This window comes from Mesorhizobium sp. P160219 (genome assembly GCF_057786095.1).
Window position 1 is genome coordinate 1,413,543 of record NZ_JBYNWG010000001.1, and the last position, 17,615, is coordinate 1,431,157.

The 17,615-nt window shown below is 60.6% G+C and carries 15 protein-coding genes; 11 read left to right on the forward strand and 4 right to left on the reverse strand.

The features are described from left to right. Nucleotides 1-18 precede the first annotated feature (18 nt). The 3 genes from copM to AC3EMP_RS06995 all read left to right on the forward strand — a co-directional run bounded on the left by copM (nt 19) and on the right by AC3EMP_RS06995 (nt 2,151). The gene (gene copM, locus AC3EMP_RS06985; RefSeq protein WP_023685134.1) at nt 19-402 is read left to right on the forward strand and encodes a CopM family metallochaperone; all 384 of its coding nucleotides are present in this window, start codon (nt 19-21) and stop codon (nt 400-402) included. 92 nt (nt 403-494) lie between these two features. Next, nucleotides 495-1,340, forward strand: a complete 846-nt coding sequence (locus tag AC3EMP_RS06990; RefSeq protein ID WP_488494597.1) for an aldo/keto reductase — start codon at nt 495-497, stop codon at nt 1,338-1,340. 52 nt (nt 1,341-1,392) lie between these two features. Then, on the forward strand, nt 1,393-2,151 hold the full coding sequence (locus tag AC3EMP_RS06995) for an MBL fold metallo-hydrolase (RefSeq protein ID WP_023685132.1): 759 nt from the start codon (nt 1,393-1,395) through the stop codon (nt 2,149-2,151). 4 nt (nt 2,152-2,155) lie between these two features. On the opposite strand, the gene AC3EMP_RS07000 is transcribed toward AC3EMP_RS06995, so the two are convergent. The 3 genes from AC3EMP_RS07000 to mutS all read right to left on the reverse strand — a co-directional run bounded on the left by AC3EMP_RS07000 (nt 2,156) and on the right by mutS (nt 6,044). Next, complete coding sequence (locus tag AC3EMP_RS07000) at nt 2,156-2,710, reverse strand: TetR/AcrR family transcriptional regulator (RefSeq protein WP_023826514.1); 555 nt, start codon at nt 2,708-2,710, stop codon at nt 2,156-2,158. 66 nt (nt 2,711-2,776) lie between these two features. After that, nucleotides 2,777-3,241: a nuclear transport factor 2 family protein gene (locus AC3EMP_RS07005; protein WP_023685130.1), complete on the reverse strand. Its 465-nt coding sequence runs from the start codon at nt 3,239-3,241 to the stop codon at nt 2,777-2,779. Between the two features lie 73 nt (nt 3,242-3,314). After that, on the reverse strand, nt 3,315-6,044 hold the full coding sequence (gene mutS / locus AC3EMP_RS07010) for a DNA mismatch repair protein MutS (protein ID WP_023752996.1): 2,730 nt from the start codon (nt 6,042-6,044) through the stop codon (nt 3,315-3,317). Nucleotides 6,045-6,209: 165 nt separating this feature from the next. Here mutS and AC3EMP_RS07015 point away from each other — a divergent pair, with 165 nt between their 5' ends. The 7 genes from AC3EMP_RS07015 to AC3EMP_RS07045 all read left to right on the forward strand — a co-directional run bounded on the left by AC3EMP_RS07015 (nt 6,210) and on the right by AC3EMP_RS07045 (nt 15,305). Beyond that, the gene (locus AC3EMP_RS07015; protein ID WP_032934763.1) at nt 6,210-7,391 is read left to right on the forward strand and encodes a glycosyltransferase family protein; all 1,182 of its coding nucleotides are present in this window, start codon (nt 6,210-6,212) and stop codon (nt 7,389-7,391) included. Between the two features lie 143 nt (nt 7,392-7,534). Beyond that, a complete protein-coding gene (locus tag AC3EMP_RS07020; RefSeq protein WP_023672870.1) occupies nt 7,535-9,814 on the forward strand; it encodes an NADP-dependent malic enzyme in 2,280 nt (759 codons plus the stop codon). 162 nt (nt 9,815-9,976) lie between these two features. Further along, on the forward strand, nt 9,977-10,234 hold the full coding sequence (locus AC3EMP_RS07025) for a DUF3223 domain-containing protein (RefSeq protein ID WP_352710441.1): 258 nt from the start codon (nt 9,977-9,979) through the stop codon (nt 10,232-10,234). A gap of 235 nt (nt 10,235-10,469) precedes the next feature. After that, on the forward strand, nt 10,470-11,348 hold the full coding sequence (locus tag AC3EMP_RS07030; protein WP_352597327.1) for a HamA C-terminal domain-containing protein: 879 nt from the start codon (nt 10,470-10,472) through the stop codon (nt 11,346-11,348). Nucleotides 11,349-11,663: 315 nt separating this feature from the next. Continuing rightward, nucleotides 11,664-12,344, forward strand: a complete 681-nt coding sequence (locus tag AC3EMP_RS07035; RefSeq protein WP_352710304.1) for a DEAD/DEAH box helicase — start codon at nt 11,664-11,666, stop codon at nt 12,342-12,344. Nucleotides 12,345-12,393: 49 nt separating this feature from the next. Further along, a complete protein-coding gene (locus tag AC3EMP_RS07040; protein ID WP_352710306.1) occupies nt 12,394-13,851 on the forward strand; it encodes a hypothetical protein in 1,458 nt (485 codons plus the stop codon). Nucleotides 13,852-14,225: 374 nt separating this feature from the next. Beyond that, the gene (locus AC3EMP_RS07045) at nt 14,226-15,305 is read left to right on the forward strand and encodes a GGDEF domain-containing protein (RefSeq protein WP_023703543.1); all 1,080 of its coding nucleotides are present in this window, start codon (nt 14,226-14,228) and stop codon (nt 15,303-15,305) included. A 71-nt stretch (nt 15,306-15,376) separates the two neighbouring features. Here AC3EMP_RS07045 and AC3EMP_RS07050 read toward each other — a convergent pair whose 3' ends face one another. Then, the gene (locus tag AC3EMP_RS07050) at nt 15,377-16,369 is read right to left on the reverse strand and encodes an adenosine kinase (protein WP_352597291.1); all 993 of its coding nucleotides are present in this window, start codon (nt 16,367-16,369) and stop codon (nt 15,377-15,379) included. A gap of 215 nt (nt 16,370-16,584) precedes the next feature. Between AC3EMP_RS07050 and AC3EMP_RS07055 the strand changes: the two genes are divergently transcribed. Continuing rightward, on the forward strand, nt 16,585-17,487 hold the full coding sequence (locus AC3EMP_RS07055; RefSeq protein WP_352597290.1) for a DMT family transporter: 903 nt from the start codon (nt 16,585-16,587) through the stop codon (nt 17,485-17,487). The last annotated feature ends 128 nt before the right edge of the window (nt 17,488-17,615 follow it).

A 17,615-nucleotide genomic window follows, 5' to 3' on the forward strand; every position in this document is an offset into this window, starting at 1 on the left:
ATCAACAGGAGATCATGGATGACCTTGGCTAAGAAAATCGTGCTTTTGATGATGGCGGCGGGAATGCTGCTTGCCGTTTTCCTCGAAAGCGTCCCGGCGCAATCCGAAGAGATGAAACACGACATGGGCGCGATGGGCGCGCAAGGTCCTTCGACCGACGGCTACAAGGCGGCGATGGACAAGATGCACACCGACATGATGATCGAATATTCCGGCAATGCCGATGTCGATTTCGTGCGCGGCATGATCCCGCATCATCGGGGCGCGATCGACATGGCCAAGGTGGAACTCGCCAATGGCAAGGATCCCGAAATCCGCAAGCTGGCCGAAGATGTCATCGCCGCGCAGGAAGCCGAGATCGCCAAGATGCAGGCCTGGCTCGCCGCCCATCCGGCGAAGTAAGGCAGCAACGGCCATGCCGGAGAGATCCATTCTGGATTTCTCTCCGTGGTTGTGATGCCATTCACATCGATTACACGGCGCCAGGAGCCCACATGCCATCGACGATAAGAGCCACCACGCTGCCTTCGGGCGAGGCCGTCCAGGTGCTGGGACAGGGCACATGGAAGATGGGCGAGGATTTCCGCCGCCGCGCCGGGGAGGTCAATGCCCTGAAGCTCGGGCTGGACCTCGGCATGACGTTGATCGACACCGCTGAAATGTATGCCAGCGGCGGCGCCGAGGAGGTGGTGGCGGAAGCCATTGCCGGGCGCCGCGACGAACTCTTTCTTGTCTCCAAGGTATTGCCGTCCAATGCCTCGCGCACCGGCGTGGCGCGGGCCTGCGAAAACAGCTTGAAGCGCCTGCGCACCGACCGCATCGATCTCTATCTCCTACATTGGCCGGGCAGTGTGCCTCTAGGCGAAACGGTCGACGCTTTCGAGGCGTTGAAGAAGGCCGGCAAGATCCGTCACTGGGGCGTCAGCAATTTCGACACCGACGAAATGGAGGAACTGACCGGTCTGTCGTCTGGCGATCATGTCCAGACCAACCAGGTACTCTACAATCTGTCGCGGCGCGGCCCCGAATTCGATCTCGTACCGTGGAGCCGGCAGCGCGGCATCCCGCTGATGGCCTATTCGCCGGTCGAGCAGGGCGCGCTGGCGCGCAATTCTAGGCTGGAAACCATCGCCGCCCGCCACAACGCCACGGCAGCACAGATCGCGCTTGCCTGGGTGATGGCGCAGCCCGGTGTCATCGCCATCCCGAAGGCCAGCAGCCAGGAGCACGTCCGCCAGAATGTCGCCGCGCACGATATCAGGCTGACGGCCGAAGACCTCGCCGAACTCGACCGCGCCTTTCCACCGCCGACGCGCAAGCGCGGGCTGGAGATGATCTAGATTGGAACGGGTTTCGACCGGGTATCATCATACGGCGTATAGAGTCGGAGCCATGACGGTCACGTCGCTGCGCGACGGTTACGTCGACATGCCAATCAGGCGGCTGCGCCAGCCCGGAGACCGGACATTCGGTGACAACCTGCCCTCGCATGTACCGCTCGTCGACGGTGCGCTCAGGCTGTCGGTCAACGCCTTCGCCATCGATGACGGCGACGACATCACGCTGATCGACACAGGGGCTTCGAACGCCTGGCACCCGACAATGGGGCACCTGCCCGAGGCGCTGCGCGAGGCGAAGATCGCCACCGACCGGATTCGGACTGTTGCTTTCACCCACACCCATCTCGACCATATACACGGGCTCATCCTTGCCGATGGTGGCGACGGCTTCCCGCAGCTCTCTCGCCTGCTTGTCCCGCGCGCTGAGCTCGGCATGTTTCGCGACGTGGCGAGGCTGGAATGCTTCCACGATCGCGCCCAGCCTCTCGATGCTGGACAGCGCGTCAGCGCTGACATCGATACGATCGGCTCCGCTGGCCATGAAGCCGGCCACACTTGCTTTCGCGTTGTGAGCGCAGGCGAAACACTGTTGATCTGGGGCGACATCGTACATGTGCCGTCGCTTCAATTCGCTCGACCCGAGATCACGTGGGAATTCGACGCAGACCAGCAGCAGGCGAGGGCAAGCCGGTTGCAAATGCTGGCGCTTGCGGCCAACAACGACTGCTACGTCGCCGGCGCGCATCTTGATTCGCCCGGCGTCGGCCGGGTTTTTCGAACCGAGACGGCTTTCCGCTTCGAGCCCTTGTAGCACTCTAGCCGAGCGCCGCCCGCGCCCGTCGCAACGCGCGCGAAAACACTGCGGTGTCGTCGAAGGCGCGCGCCAGCGTGAGCGCGCCCTGGATGGCGCCGACCGTTTCTTCGGCGAGTTCGTCCGCCCTGGCAGCGCTGTGCCCGCTTCGGGTCAGCGCTTCGGCAAGATGCGCCACCCAGCGGCCGAAATAGCTTTTGATCGCAATGGCGAAGAGGTCGCGGGATTCGTCCAGCGCGAAGGCGCCGATCAGGCACACCCGGCGTCCCGAGCGGAAATAGCTGTCGGTCGCTTCGAACATCCGATCGATACCCGTGCGAGGGTAGGCCCTGTCCTGCAACGGCACGAAGACATTCTCCTCGAACCAGCCATCTATATGGGCAATGACAGCCGCCGCCATCTCTTCCTTGCCGCCGGGGAAGAAGTGGTAAAGGCTGCCTTTGCCTAGGCCGGTCGCCGCACCGATCCGCGCCAGGCTCGCCCCTTCATAGCCGTGTTCGCGGAAAACCTCGCCGATGATGGAGAGCAAATCGGCGCGATCGGACGCGATCCTGCGCATGCGCTAGTTTTTCCGCTTGAGCATGATCTTTGCCGAAAACCGCGACACAGCTCTAGGGATCATATTCTAAAATCCGAGTTCGGACAGGCCGGGATGGTCGTCCGGTCGGCGGCCGAGCGGCCAGTGATATTTGCGCTCACCCTCGGCGATCGGCAGGTCGTTGATGCTGGCGACGCGCCTACGCATCAGCCCGGCCGCGTCGAATTCCCAATTCTCATTGCCGTAGGAGCGGAACCAGTGGCCACTGTCGTCGCGCCATTCATAGGCAAAGCGCACCGCGATGCGGTTGTCGTTCCAGGTCCAGACCTCCTTGATCAGGCGATAGTCGAGCTCGCGAGCCCATTTGCGCGTGAGGAAGGAGACGATCTCATTTCTGCCCGAGACGAACTCGGCGCGGTTGCGCCAGGTGCTGTCCTGCGTATAGGCGAGCGAAACCCGTTCGGGATCGCGGCTGTTCCAGGCGTCTTCGGCAAGCCGAGCCTTCTGCGCGGCGGTCTCGGCGGTGAAGGGCGGCAGCGGCGGACGGCTCATGTCATTCTCCCATAGGCAAAGGCGATGGCGAGCATTGTACCAATCGGTACAATTGGTCAAGGCCGAAATCGGGCTAGGTTTTCCCCGCCAGCCCCTTCAGCCGGTAGAGCGCTTCCAGCGCCTCGCGCGGCGTCATCTCGTCTGGATTGATCTCACCCAGCGCTGCGCCCAATGCGTCGCTCTCCGCAGGCTTTGCCGCTTCCCGCTTCATTGCCACCGAAAACAGCGGCAGATCGTCGACCAGTCGGTTGGCCTTGCCGGAGACATCGCCTTCCTCGAGCTGATGCAGCACCTCTTTGGCGCGGCCGACCACCGCTTCCGGCAGACCGGCAAGGCGAGCGACCTGAACGCCATAGGAGCGATCGGCGGCACCCTTGCCGACCTCGTGCAGGAAGACGACGTCGCCTTCCCACTCCTTGACCCGCATCGTGACATTGTGCAGTCGCGGCAGCTTGCCGGAGAGTGCCGTCATTTCGTGGAAATGAGTGGCGAAGATCGCCCGGCAGCGGTTCTTCTCGTGCAGATACTCGACCGCCGCCCAGGCGATCGACAGGCCATCGAAGGTGGCGGTGCCGCGGCCGATTTCGTCGAGGATCACCAGCGCCCGCTCACCGGCCTGGTTGAGGATCGCGGCCGTCTCTACCATCTCGACCATAAAGGTGGAGCGGCCACGCGCCAGATCGTCCGAGGCGCCGACGCGCGAGAACAGCCTGTCGACGACGCCGATATGGGCCGATGTCGCCGGCACGAAGGAGCCGGTCTGGGCAAGGATGGCGATCAGTGCGTTTTGCCGCAGGAAGGTCGACTTACCGCCCATATTCGGACCGGTGAGCAGCCAGATGGCGCCGGCCTTGGCACCGTCTTGCGGCGACAGATCGCAATCATTGGCGACGAACGGCCCTTCGCCCGAACGGCGAAGCGCCTGTTCGACCACCGGATGGCGTCCGCCCGAGATGTCGAAGGCGAGGCTGGAATCGACCAGCGGCCGGCACCAGGCTTCGCTCTCCGACAACAGCGCGAGCGCCGCCGACACGTCGAGTACGGCGAGCGCATCGGCGCCGGCGCGGATCTTCTGCGCCTCGCCGACCGCCTCAGCCGTCAGCGTATCGAAAGCGGCAAGCTCGATGCTCAGCGCCCGGTCAGCGGCATTGGCGATTTTGGTCTCGAGTTCGGCAAGTTCCGTCGTGGTGAAACGCATGGCATTGGCCATGGTCTGGCGGTGGATGAAGCGTGCCTTGGCGCCATCGCTGCCGGTCATGATCGAATGATGGTTGGCGGTCACCTCGATGTAATAGCCCAGCACATTGTTGTGGCGGATCTTCAGCGAGCGGATGCCAGTCTCCTCGATCAGCGAGCGCTCCAGCCCGGCGATCACCTTGCGAGACTCATCGCGCAGCGCCCGCATCTCGTCGAGCTCGGCATGGTAGCCGCCGCGCACGAAGCCGCCGTCGCGCCTCAGCAGCGGCAGTTCCTCGCCAAGAGCCTGGGTCAGATGCCCGGCCAGCGCGCGCGGCAGCGCCTTTATCGCGGCAAGTGCCGCTGTCAGCTCCGCGGGCAGGACGGCCGTTCCGAACAGTTCGGCAATGGTGGCCGCCGCTTCGAAGCCGGCACGCAGCGCGCCGAGATCGCGCGGGCCGCCGCGGTTGAGCGCCAGCCGCGACAGCGCCCGCGGCATGTCGGCGACGCTCTTCAGGCCTGACCGCACCGCCTGGCAAAGCTGCGTCTCCGCACGGAAGAACGACACAGAATCGAGCCTGGCGCCGATCGCCGCCGGGTCAGTCAGCGGCGCCATCAGCCGGTCGGCGAGCAGCCTGGCGCCGCCGCCGGTGACCGTGCGGTCTATAGCCTTGAACAGCGAGCCGTCGCGGCTGCCCGACAGCGTGCGCAACAGTTCCAGATTGCCGCGTGTCGCAGGATCGATGAACAGCGTCGAGCCCTGCTCCTCGCGTTCGGGACGCGACAAAGGCGGCCGCTCGGCCTTCTGCGTCTTTTCGACATAGGCGATGGCGCCCGAGATCGCCGACAATTCGGCGCGCGAGAAGGCGCCGAAACTGTCCGGCGTCGCCACTTCGAAGAAACGCGCGATCCGCCCCGCTGCCGAAGCCGAATCGAAAAGCGACGGCGGCTGCGGGCTGGCAACGCGGCCAATGACGTCGAACACCGGCTTCAACTCGGGATCGTAAAACACCGGCTCGGCGACGATCAGCTCGCGCGGGTCGACGCGGAAGACATCGGCCAGCAGGCGGTCGGTCGTGGTTTCGGCGACGCGGAAGACGCCGGTCGAGATCTCGATCCAGGCCAGGGCGAAGGCGTCACCGCTGTTGCCGCCCTTCACCCGCCCTAGCGCCATCAGGAAGCTCGATTCCGACGGCGCCAGCAATTTATCCTCGGTGATGGTGCCTGGCGTCACCAGGCGCACCACGTCACGGCGTACGACCGATTTGCCGCCGCGCTTCCTGGCTTCCGCCGGGTCCTCGATCTGCTCGCAGACGGCAACGCGAAAACCTTGGCCGATCAGCTTTTGCAGATAGTCGTCGGCCGCATGCACCGGCACGCCGCACATCGGAATGTCGTTACCCTGGTGCTTGCCGCGCTTGGTCAGGACGATGCCCAGCGCCTTGCTCGCCTTTTCGGCGTCGTCGAAGAACAGCTCGTAAAAATCGCCCATGCGGTAGAACAGCAGAGAATCCGGGTTCGCCGCCTTGATCTCGATATATTGCTCCATCATCGGCGTGACGCTGCCGACGGGCGCAGGCGGTGTCACCTCGGGGGCGTCGGTTTCTGCTGAAGTGTGCATGTTCATGCCCGCACGCTAGCAGATGTGGGTGCGGGGTTTAATGCCGGCGGCCCGAAAAGCAGGGGACGACCGGCCTCGACGGCGGCTTGTGCTCCCTCTACGCCGGGTGAAGCCGTTGGTTGCTTCGGGCGCCAACCAGACCCTATGATCGCCATGGCGGGGATAAGCGGCATGGATCAGGACAAACAGGAGGCGTTCGAAGAGCTGGTCGGTCCGGCTGGATCGGCGCTTGAGCGCCTGCTGCTGTTGGCGGCGCGGCGCGTCCACCGCACCAAAGGCAAGCTCAGGGGGACACTGCGCAAGCGCGTCCCCTTCCTCCTGCCGACACGCGGGCCGCTGTCCGATGTCGATGGCGGCATCGACATGTCGCTGCATGTGCTCAGCCGCGACCCGCTGGTGCTCTATGTCCCGATTGGCGGGTCGCGGCCGCTCTATCCGCTGGCAGCGCTCGGCCGGCGCCTGGCGGCGCGCCGCGTCACCTTCCTGACGATGCAGACCTGGACCATGGAGCGGCCGGCTGTCATCGCCCGGATGGGCCGCGATCTCGCCTGGTATGCCGGCCGGTTTCCGCTGCACGAAATCATCTTCCTGTGCAACACCGAGGAAGAGCGCCGTCTCATCGCAGCTGCGGGCGGCAATGCCATCTTCTCCAACCACAATCTGATGGTGTCGGAGGATATATTCCGGCCACTGCCGGACGTGCCGGTCGAATTCGACGCGGTCTACAATGGCCGCATCTCGCCGATCAAACGCCATCACCTGGCCTTCGACATAGAGCGGCTGGCCCACATCACCTATTCGATCGGCGAATTGCCGCCGGTTGCCGCCCGCGCCTTTGTTCGGCGACTGCAGGCGCGTTCGCCGCTCCACCAGATCGCCAATCCGCTCGTCGACGGCTGGCCGGGCAAGCTGACGGCGCAACAGGTCAACCACGTCTACAACCAGGCCGCCGTCGGGCTGTGCCTGTCGGCCGTGGAAGGAGCGATGTACTCCTCGATGGAATATCTGATGGCCGGCCTGCCGATCGTCAGTACGCCGAGCCTTGGCGGTCGCGACGTCTATTTCGATCCGGATTATTGCATCGTCGCCGATCCGGAACCGGCTGCCATTCGCCGCGCCGTCGAGACGCTGCGAGATCGTGCCATACCGCGTCAGCACATCCGCCGCCGCACGCTGGAGAAGGTTCACGCCCAGCGCATCGAACTCATGGCGTTCCTGACTGCATTGCTGCGGCGCAAGGGAAGCCGTGCGCCACCCATCGAGACGTGGCCTTTCCCCGGCACAGACGGCATGATGCGTCGGGGAACGGTGCGCGAAATCGCTGCCTTCGTCAGCGAGCCAGAGCCGACGTGACGCCGTTCGACCTTGGGGGATTTCGCTGCGGGCGTGAAGATCGCTTGGCGGTTTACAGCGGTGGCGTGTAGCCTTAATTCGGAAGTTTCAAAAACACGCACCCGTCTCAAGGGGGCGACACCGGCGAGGAAATCAAAAGCATCATGGCCAAGAAAACCGAAAATAGCGGCCCCTCCGTCAGCGCCGAGGAGGCGCTGGAATTCCACGCCATGGGCCGCCCCGGCAAGCTGGAGATCGTCGCCACCAAGCCGATGGCGACGCAGCGCGATCTGAGCCTCGCCTATTCGCCGGGTGTCGCGGTTCCTGTGCTGGCCATTGCCGAAGACCCCAGCCGCGCTTTCGACTACACGACGCGCGGCAACATGGTCGCCGTCATCTCCAACGGCACCGCCATTCTCGGCCTCGGCAATCTCGGCGCGTTGGCCTCCAAGCCGGTGATGGAAGGCAAGGCGGTGCTGTTCAAGCGCTTCGCCGATGTCGATTCCATCGATCTCGAGGTCGACACCGAGGATGCCGACGAATTCATCAATTGCGTGCGCTTTCTCGGCCCGTCCTTCGGCGGCATCAACCTGGAAGACATCAAGGCGCCGGAATGCTTCATCATCGAGCAGCGGCTGCGCGAACTGATGGACATCCCGGTCTTCCATGACGACCAGCACGGCACCGCCATCATCTCGGCCGCCGGGCTGATCAACGCGCTGGAGATCACCGGCCGCGACATGAAGACCACGAAAATGGTCTGCAACGGCGCCGGCGCCGCCGGCATTGCCTGCATCGAACTGATGAAGGCGATGGGTTTCGCCCCGGAAAACATCATCTTGTGCGACACCAAGGGTGTCGTCTACCAGGGCCGCACCGAAGGCATGAACCAGTGGAAGTCGGCGCATGCGGTCAAGACCGCCACGCGCAGCCTGGCCGAGGCGCTGGATGGCGCCGACGTCTTCCTCGGCCTGTCGGCCAAGGGCGCATTGACCACCAGGATGGTGCAATCGATGGCCAAGAACCCGATCATCTTCGCCATGGCCAATCCCGACCCGGAGATCACGCCGGAGGAAGTGGCCGAAATCCGCACCGACGCCATCATGGCCACCGGGCGTTCCGACTACCCCAACCAGGTCAACAATGTGCTGGGCTTTCCCTACATCTTCCGCGGTGCGCTGGATGTCAGGGCCACCACCATCAATGACGACATGAAGATCGCCGCAGCGAGAGCGCTGGCCGACCTGGCGCGCAAGGACGTGCCCGACGATGTCGCCGCCGCCTATCAGGGCAACCGGCCGAAATTCGGCCCGAACTACATCATCCCGGTGCCGTTCGATCCGCGCCTGATCTCGGCCATCCCGCTCGCGGTGGCCAAGGCGGCGATGGAGTCGGGCGTCGCCCGCAAGCCTATCCTCGACCTCGACCGCTACGCGCAGGAGCTGTCGGCCCGCCGCGACCCGATCGCTTCGACCTTGCAGCGCATCTACGATCGCGTCCGCCGCCAGCCCAAGCGCATCGTCTTTGCCGAGGGCGAGGAAGAACAGGTGATGCGCGCCGCCGTCTCCTATGTGAACCAGAAGCTCGGCACCGCGATCCTGCTCGGCCGCGACGATGTAATCAAGGAAAACGCCAGGCACGCCGGCATCGACCTGAACAAGCAAGGCATCGAGATCATCAATGCCAGGCTTTCGCGCCGCAACGGCATCTACACCGATTATCTCTACGAGCGCATGCAGCGCAAAGGCTTCCTGTTCCGCGACTGCCAGCGGCTGATCAACAACGACCGCAACCATTTCGCTGCCTGCATGGTGGCGCTGGGCGATGCCGACGGCATCGTCACCGGCGTCACCCGCAACTATTCCACGGCGCTTGACGATATCCGCCGCGTCATCGACGCCAAGCCCGGACACCGCGTCATCGGCGTCTCCATCGTGCTCGCGCGGGGCAAAACAGTCCTCGTCGCCGATACCGCCGTGCACGACATGCCCAATGCCGAGCAGATCGCCGACATCGCCGAAGAGGCGGCGGGATTTGCCCGCCGCATGGGCTACGAGCCGAGGCTCGCCATGCTTGCCTATTCGACCTTCGGCCACCCGCAGGGCGAACGTTCCGAGCGCGTGCAGGAAGCGGTGCGCATCCTCGACAAGCGCCGCGTCGATTTCGAATATGACGGCGAGATGGCCGCCGACGTGGCGCTCAACGCCCGCGCCATGGCGCAATATCCGTTCATCCGGCTGACCGGCCCTGCCAATGTGCTGATCATGCCGGCGTTCCACTCGGCCTCTATCTCGACCAAGATGCTGCAGGAACTCGGCGGCTCCACCGTCATCGGCCCGCTGCTGGTCGGCTTGAACAAACCGGTCCAGATCGTCTCGCTCAACGCCAAGGATTCGGACATCGTCAACATGGCTGCGATTGCAGCGTATAGCGCGGGGGCTTGAGTGGGCGAAAAGATGTTGGAAGCTCGACATGGGGAAATAGTCGGCGTAGCTTTTAGTCTTATGTTTCGTTGAAAGGCAGTTGAATGGCTAGGAGTAAGCCAGTCATATTGAGGGGCCGCCAGTTTCCAAAGCGACAAGATGCAATTAGTCACTTTTCGCGCGATGCTATTGAGATATCCTGCAAACAGCGTAGTTTCTGACGTAGATGCAATAGAGCTGGAATCGCTTCTCATGCGGCACCCAGACTACGCAGAGAAGGTTGGCAACGGAATTCACCATTTTGAAGTCACTGACGCTGAGTATGGCACGACGTGCTTCTGTGTAATTAGAAATAACGGCAGCAGAATATATCACTTGCGTAAATTCCGAGTCATCTCATCAAAATTAATGGTGTCGTCGTCCAGCGGTTCTAGATATTAATGAAATCCGAGGTCGCTCAGCTAAGCGCGTTGTTCTTTCGTAATGCTCAGCTTGCGTTTGTGACTGGGGCAGTTCAAGCTTCACAAGGGTGAGTCTCAGCAATTATTGTCATCGGTAAACTCGTTGGATAAGCAGTTAGAAGGAGAAGAGAAGGTTGGACTCGATCAAATGATCGCGTCAATGTCCAGCGATTTCAGTCATTTAAAGGCCCTTATAATAAACCCTAGAACATACAATCCAATGTGCCGACAAGAATGTTCAGATACGGGCCCACTATCTTCCTTTCAGGAACGGAAAGCCGTGTACGGGAGAACTGCTCGATACCATTAGAGGTTACATCTGCAATTTTGCTATGAGCCGCTCGGAGATCGAGCAGGTTCACAAAAGCGCAGCGACACTCTCTCCTCAGCAAACAATGATTGCTTATAACAAACTAAGAGACGATGCCGCCGACCTATTTATGAAGGCGCAAAAGTCCACGAACCGCAATGGTGAGTGCGGCGAGCTAATTTTATATCTGTTGATAGAATGGATACTCGAAGCACCCCAAATTCTGGCAAAAATGTCGCTTAAAGCCAGTGGGCAAATGCCAGTTCACGGCTCAGACGGAATACATGTAAAATACGACCCCGCCACTGATGGCTTAATCTTCTTTTGGGGCGAGGCCAAATTTCATGCCACCATATCGGGAGCTATGAGCAGCGCGGTCACGTCAATCTCCAGTACACTGAAATACGACAAGCTGAAAGAGGACATAAACCTCGTTAGACGTCACATCAGCTTCTCGGGATTGTCTCCTGAAGGACAAGTTAAAGTTGTTGAATTTCTTGATCCACTGAGCCAGCTTTATCAGAAGAAGACAGACGCCTCAGCGTGCTTAATCGGGTTCGATTTCGACGGCTTCACGAAATTAAAAAACTGTGACTCGGCGACATTGGAAGTGCGATTTGCCGAATTGTTGGAAGAGGCTTTGAAGTCCGCCGCTACGAGTCTTGCCTCGAATCTGGAGGCGTCGGGCATTTCACATCACCGAATGGAAGTGTTCTTTATGCCCGTGCCCTCCGTTGAGGATCTAAGGATTGAATTCCAAAACCGTATCGGTTGGAAATCGTGATTGGCGCGCTGATAGATAAGGTCTGGAACAACCCTGTGCTAGCGCAGGCTCTCAGTGCGTTGGAGCAGAACTGGCTTGTGAAGACGCTTCATCTGGAGCAGGCACCGTCTGTTGCGATAAGCAAGGCCGATGCCTGTCGGTACATTGAGGCAGCAGCAATTTTGGCTTGCTCTGAGATGGCCGCTCAGAGATTGGCTGCTTATAGAATCGCAACCTACATCTACGATCTATTTCGGGGTGAGATCGACGGCCTCGAAGCGTCTGTGAGGGCTGTCCTAACTCGCCTTGGCAATTTCCCAAGCCTTTCGACCGAACATGGAAATCAATTCAGCTTTGTCCAAAGCCTCTTGGGCAATTGCAGAGGAGGAACTCGTTAGGCGGGCAGCAAATGAGGTGGAAATCGCCGGAGCAGCGGTGGCGTTAACAGATTTTCAGGTGACGCTTTGGCGCGCTCTATCCTCCGGAGAGTCGATCGCGATCTCTGCGCCCACCTCCACTGGGAAATCTTTTATACTTCAAGCCTTCATTGCCCAGAGCCTGACAAAACAACCCCTATTTTCTGCGTGTTACATCGTTCCCACGAGAGCTCTGATAACACAGGTGCATGGAGACCTTTCTGATGCATTAGCAGCAGCAGGTCTGTCTGATGTTGAAGTTGTTACGGTTCCGCTGGAGGAAGGGGAGCCGCTCCCCGAAAAGGCTGTGTATGTGCTCACCCAAGAGCGTCTTCAATTGCTCTTGCTAAATCATCCGAACAAGTGCGTCGATTTTCTGGTGGTTGATGAGGCTCATTCAATAAAAGACGGGGACAGAGGAATAATATTGCAGTCTGCGATCGACGAGATTCTTATTCGTGGTCCAAACGTGCAACTTCTTTTTGCGAGCCCCACGGTTTCAAATCTTAACGTTTTTTCTGGAATGACCGGCCGGAAGGACGTTTCTGTTCAGGCCACCGAACAGGTCACCGTTTCCCAGAATTTCATCAATATGTACTGAGGTTGGCGGCGCTGAAATTGGTCAGCAACTTTCCTCTCGTGTGGAGTGCTTGGTTCATATCGCACACAAATTCGGTGCAGATAGGCAGTCCATCGTCTATGCGAATGGCCAGGCTGACGCTGAGAAGATAGCCTTTCAGATATCCGATCTGCGTTCCGAAAGCACATCGGACAGCCAGTCAAGAGACTTGGATGCGCTGGCCGAACTAGCCAAAGAGGCGGTTCACCCAAAGTATATCTTGGCCCTTACTGTCGAAAATGGTGTTGCCTTCCACTATGGAAATATACCAACTATACTACGAAACGCTATAGAGAAGGCATTTATAAGTGGCGCTCTGAGGTATATCGTATGCACGAGTACGTTGTTGTCTGGCGTCAATCTCCCGGCGAGGAACCTCTTTATGTGCCTACCGCAGCGGATGAAGGGAGTTCCGCTGGAATCAGTTGATTTTTGGAACTTGGCTGGGAGAGCTGGTAGATTACGTCGCGAGTTTCAGGGTAATATCTACCTAATTGATTACGAGAAATGGACGCACCAGCCGCTTTCAGGGCCGAAATCAGCGAAAATTGTGCCGGCAATTGAGCATGTCATTCATGCACGTACCAACGATTTGGATGCCGTTATTCAAGACAATCAGTTTCTGATGCCGGGAACCTCGGATGCAGGATTAGAGACAATTTTTGTCAAGCTTCTTGCTGACTACAAGCGTGGACGTATCGCAGTAACTCTGGATCGTGCTAATGTTGGTCGTGATGCCTCGCTAAGGGAACAGCTTGAGAAATCTCTCGCCATAGCAGACCAGATTGTGCCTCTTTCAGCGGACGTAATTTCTGCTTCGCCCACAATATCCGCCCATCGACAACAGCGGCTGTACAACAGCTTTGTTAGATTAATCGAGGGAGGAGGCGAACTGGCCGCGCGAGAATTATTGTTGAAACATCCGAGAGAGACGAAGGCGTTTGATTCGTACGTCGCCGCGTTGGCGCTATGCCATGGCGCACTTCTGCGAAGGGCAGGGAGCATTAAACAGAATAGGTTTTTTGCATTGATGCTCCTCAAATGGATGCAGGGTATATCGATTTCGGAGTTAGTCGACGGTCGCGCGAGCTTTTATCCAGCTGAGAAGATCGATACCACGATACGCAACACGCTCGATCTCGTCGAGCAGGAGCTTCGCTTTAACTATGTGCGTGCCTTTGGGTGCTACAACGCTCTCCTAAGTGAAGCACTCAAGATTAGTGGATATGGCGAATTGTGTAAAAGCATGCCATCTATCTCGCTTTATCTTGAAATTGGCGCCTCAGATAAGACAATGATTAGCTTTATTGCCCTAGGGTTGTCCCGGTTGGCGGCAAAAAACCTGACTAGTATTTGCCCGATAAAGACGCTGGACATAAAGGAGGCGAAGGCTTGGCTTGCTCGTCAGGATTTGGAGATTTTAGGTTTTTCCACATACATTCGTAGTGAAGTTGACATGGCGTTGAAGCGATCTCCCGTGACAAGTTAAGAAAGTAACGCACCAACGTCTGATGTTCACCGGGGCCTTCAACTCATCCGGATCGTCTGCTTATAATCGGATATCTCCGCAGCAACCAGCCAAAGCGGCTTGACCCTCGTCGAAAAACCCTAGCTGACGGTGGTCGATCTCTATGTCTCACTCAGTGCTAAACAGGTCCAACATAGCGTATACTGCGGGCGTGACGAGCTGTCCGCGCAATGGACGAAAAGCCAACGCTCCGGCCTCCGAACAGGCGGCGCCCAACACGGCGTCGGACCCCCATAACATATTGATAACATTCAGCTGATATAGAACCCCTCTCGCCGACTTGCCGCTACGGCATCTACGGCGCGCTCAGACCGCCAAAAAACGGGGGTGCGGCCATGAAGCATGACGGGGTTTCTGCATCTGTGGTCGGCCAGGGGGTCTATCACGACGAGCGCCTGGATGCGCTGCTCAGCATCACCGGCCGCATGGACGGTTATCTCTACCGTTGCCGCAACGATGCGTCCTACACCATGCTCTACATCAGCGACGGCATTTTCACCGTCAGCGGTTATCGGCCGAGCGACTTCATTCAAAATGCCGTGCGCGACTATGTCTCGGCCATCCACCCGGATGATCTCGCTGCCGTTTATGCCGCCGTCGATACCGCGCTCGAGGCGCGCTGCAACTGGAACGTCGACTACCGCATCGTGCCGCAGGTCGGCGAGCCGCTCTGGGTCCGCGAGATCGGCGGCGGCGTCTGGGACGAGGCCGGCGAACTGGAATTCCTGGAAGGTTTCGTCGTCGACATCAGCGACCGCAAGGTCGTCGAGGATCTCAACGCCGAGCTGCTGCTCGAACTCAAGGCCGCCAATGAGGAACTCTCCGTACAAAAGCGCGAAATCGAGCTGGCCAAGCAGCACAGCGACCACTCGGCCAACCACGATGCATTGACCGGCCTGCCCAACCGGCGCGCCTTTCACAATGAGCTGAGGTCGGTGATCGACCGCTGCGACAGCACTGGCCAGGCGGCCGGCCTGCTGTTCATCGACCTCGATAGGTTCAAGAAGGTCAACGACACGCTCGGCCATGAGGCCGGCGACGCGCTGCTGCAGGAGGTGGCGGGTCAGCTTCGCACCATCCTGCGCAGCGCTGATTTCGTGGCGCGGCTCGGTGGAGACGAGTTCGCATTCCTGTTTTCAGGAGAGGCTAGCCGGGCCCGACAGAAGGCCGTGGGCGTCGCCGAACGTATCCTGGAAAAGCTGCGGATCAAGGTGCCGACGCCGAATGGTGCCATCCATGTTGGTTGCACCGTTGGCGTCGCCATCTACCCGGCGGAAGCGTCCGATTCGGAGGCGCTGATAACGCTCGCCGACCGACTGATGTACATCGGCAAAAAGAGCGGCCGCAACCGGCTGGTCACCGCCGGGGCTTTGGAACCCGGGCCTACGTCCGACGACCTTCGCCGCACCGCCTGAGCGGAGCGCCGGACAGCCTGAACCGGCGGGCACCCCTCATCTGGCTCGGCGCTGCGCGCCGAAAGACGGCCCTACAGCAACCCCGCCAGTTGGGCCGCGCTGCGCAGGTTCTGCCGCGGCCGCGGCCCGAGCTGCTGGATCACCAGCCCGGCTGCCAGCGAGCCGAGATCGCCGCAATCCTGCAGGCTGCGCCCGCTCGTGTAGCCGTAAAGAAAACCGGCGGCGTAGAGGTCGCCGGCGCCGGTGGTGTCGACCAGTTCGCGGATCGTCGTCGCCTGGATGGTGACGGTCTCCTCGCCACGCACGATCACCGAGCCTTTTTCGGAGCGGGTGACGGCGGCAATCTTGCAGTCCTTGCGGATAGCCGCCAGCGCCTCGTCGAAGGATTTTGTCTGGTAGAGCGACTTGATCTCGTGGCTGTTGGCAAAGACGATGTCGACGGTGCCCGAGCGCATCAGCTCGAGGAACTCGTCGCGGTAGCGGTCGACGCAGAACGAATCAGACAACGTCATCGACACTTCGCGTCCGGCCTCGTGTGCGAGCTTCGCCGTCTGGCGGATCGCCTCCTTGGCGCGCGGCGGATCCCACAGATAGCCCTCGAAATAGGTCACCTTGGCGCCGGATGCCTTGTCGGCCTCGACGTCTTCCGGCCCGAGTTCGACACAGGCGCCGAGATAGGTGTTCATCGAACGCTCGCCGTCGGGGGTGACGAAGATCATCGAGCGCGCCGTCGGCGGCTGGCCTTCGAGCGGCCGGGTGTCGAAGGCGACGCCCTGGGCATGGATGTCATGGGCGTAGATTTCGCCGAGCGGATCGTTCGACACCTTGCCGAAGAAGGCAGCGCGCCCGCCGAAGCTGGCGACGCCCGCCGCCGTATTGCCGGCGCTGCCGCCCGAGGCCTCGATCGCCGGCCCCATGCGGCTGTAGAGCAGCTCGGCGCGCTTGGTGTCGATGAGGTTCATCGCACCCTTGATGATGCCGTTGGTCTCGAGAAAAGCGTCGTCGCACTGGGCGATGATGTCGACAATGGCATTGCCGATGCAAAGCACGTCAAAATCCGGCATCAATGTCTCCGCCTCGGAACCTGCCGGCTTTCTGCCGCGCCCGGGCGGGTCTACAGCATCACCCCGAAAAATGGCAACCGATTTCCATCCTTTGCCGGCCCAAGCCGGCGCGCGCGCCTGGGACGAGGCTCCATCACAGTTCGACCGTGGCCGAAGCATCTGACCGCCGGGTCGCCTACAAGCTTGGCCTCAAATCAAGCGCTGGAAGCACCCGCATGCAAGCAAAGACCGACATGACCACCGAACTGGCGCTGCTTGGCGTGCTGGCCGCCCTGTGGGGCGCGTCCTATACCTTCATCAAGATCGGTGTCGAGACGATCCCGCCGATATCCTTCATCGCTGCCCGCACCTTGATCGCCGGCGCCATCCTGCTCGCGCTGATCCGCTGGCGCGGCCTCGCCATGCCCAAGGACAGCGCGACCTTGTGGCGGTTCATGGTCCAGGCCTGCCTCAACAGCGTCGTGCCGTTCACGCTGATCGCCGCCGCCGAGCGTTCCATCGATGCCGGCCTGGCCACCATTCTCAACGCGACCTCGCCGATCTTCACCTTTCTGCTGACCGCGCTGATCACCCGCCACGAATCCGTGACCGCACGCAAGCTGTTCGGCGTCGGTGCCGGCATCGCCGGTATTTGCCTGATCGTCGGCACCCAGGCGCTTGGCGGGCTCGGCCATCAATTGTGGGCGCAGCTTGCCGTCATTGCCGCCACGGTCTGCTATGCCGGCGCCGCCATCTTTGGCCGCGGCTTTAGGGGACTCGACCCGATGCTGCCGGCCGCCGGCTCGATGCTGTGCGGCGCAGTCATCCTCGTCCCCTTGAGCCTGGCCTTCGACCGCCCGTGGACGCTGTCGCCTTCAATGGCGTCGATACTGGCCTTGTTGGCACTGTCGGTGTTCTCCACGGCGCTGGCCTTCTGCATCTTTTTCCGCCTCATCCACACGCTTGGTTCGGTCGGCACCACGTCGCAGGCCTATCTGCGCGTGCCGATCGGCGTCGGCATCGGCATCCTGTTCCTCGGTGAAAGCCTCGGGCCGACGGCGTTTTGGGGGATGGGCTGCGTCGTCGCCGGCGTTGCGGCGATGACCATCCCCGCCCGCTCCCGGGCGCTGGCGCGCTAGATCATGATGAGATTTGGTTGAAATCTCATCATGATCTAACCCTTTGTTGGAGCATGATCTTTTCCAAAAACCGGTACCCACTTTTTGGGATCATGCTCTAGTTCCCGTCCGGAATTGCGCCCGCTCCA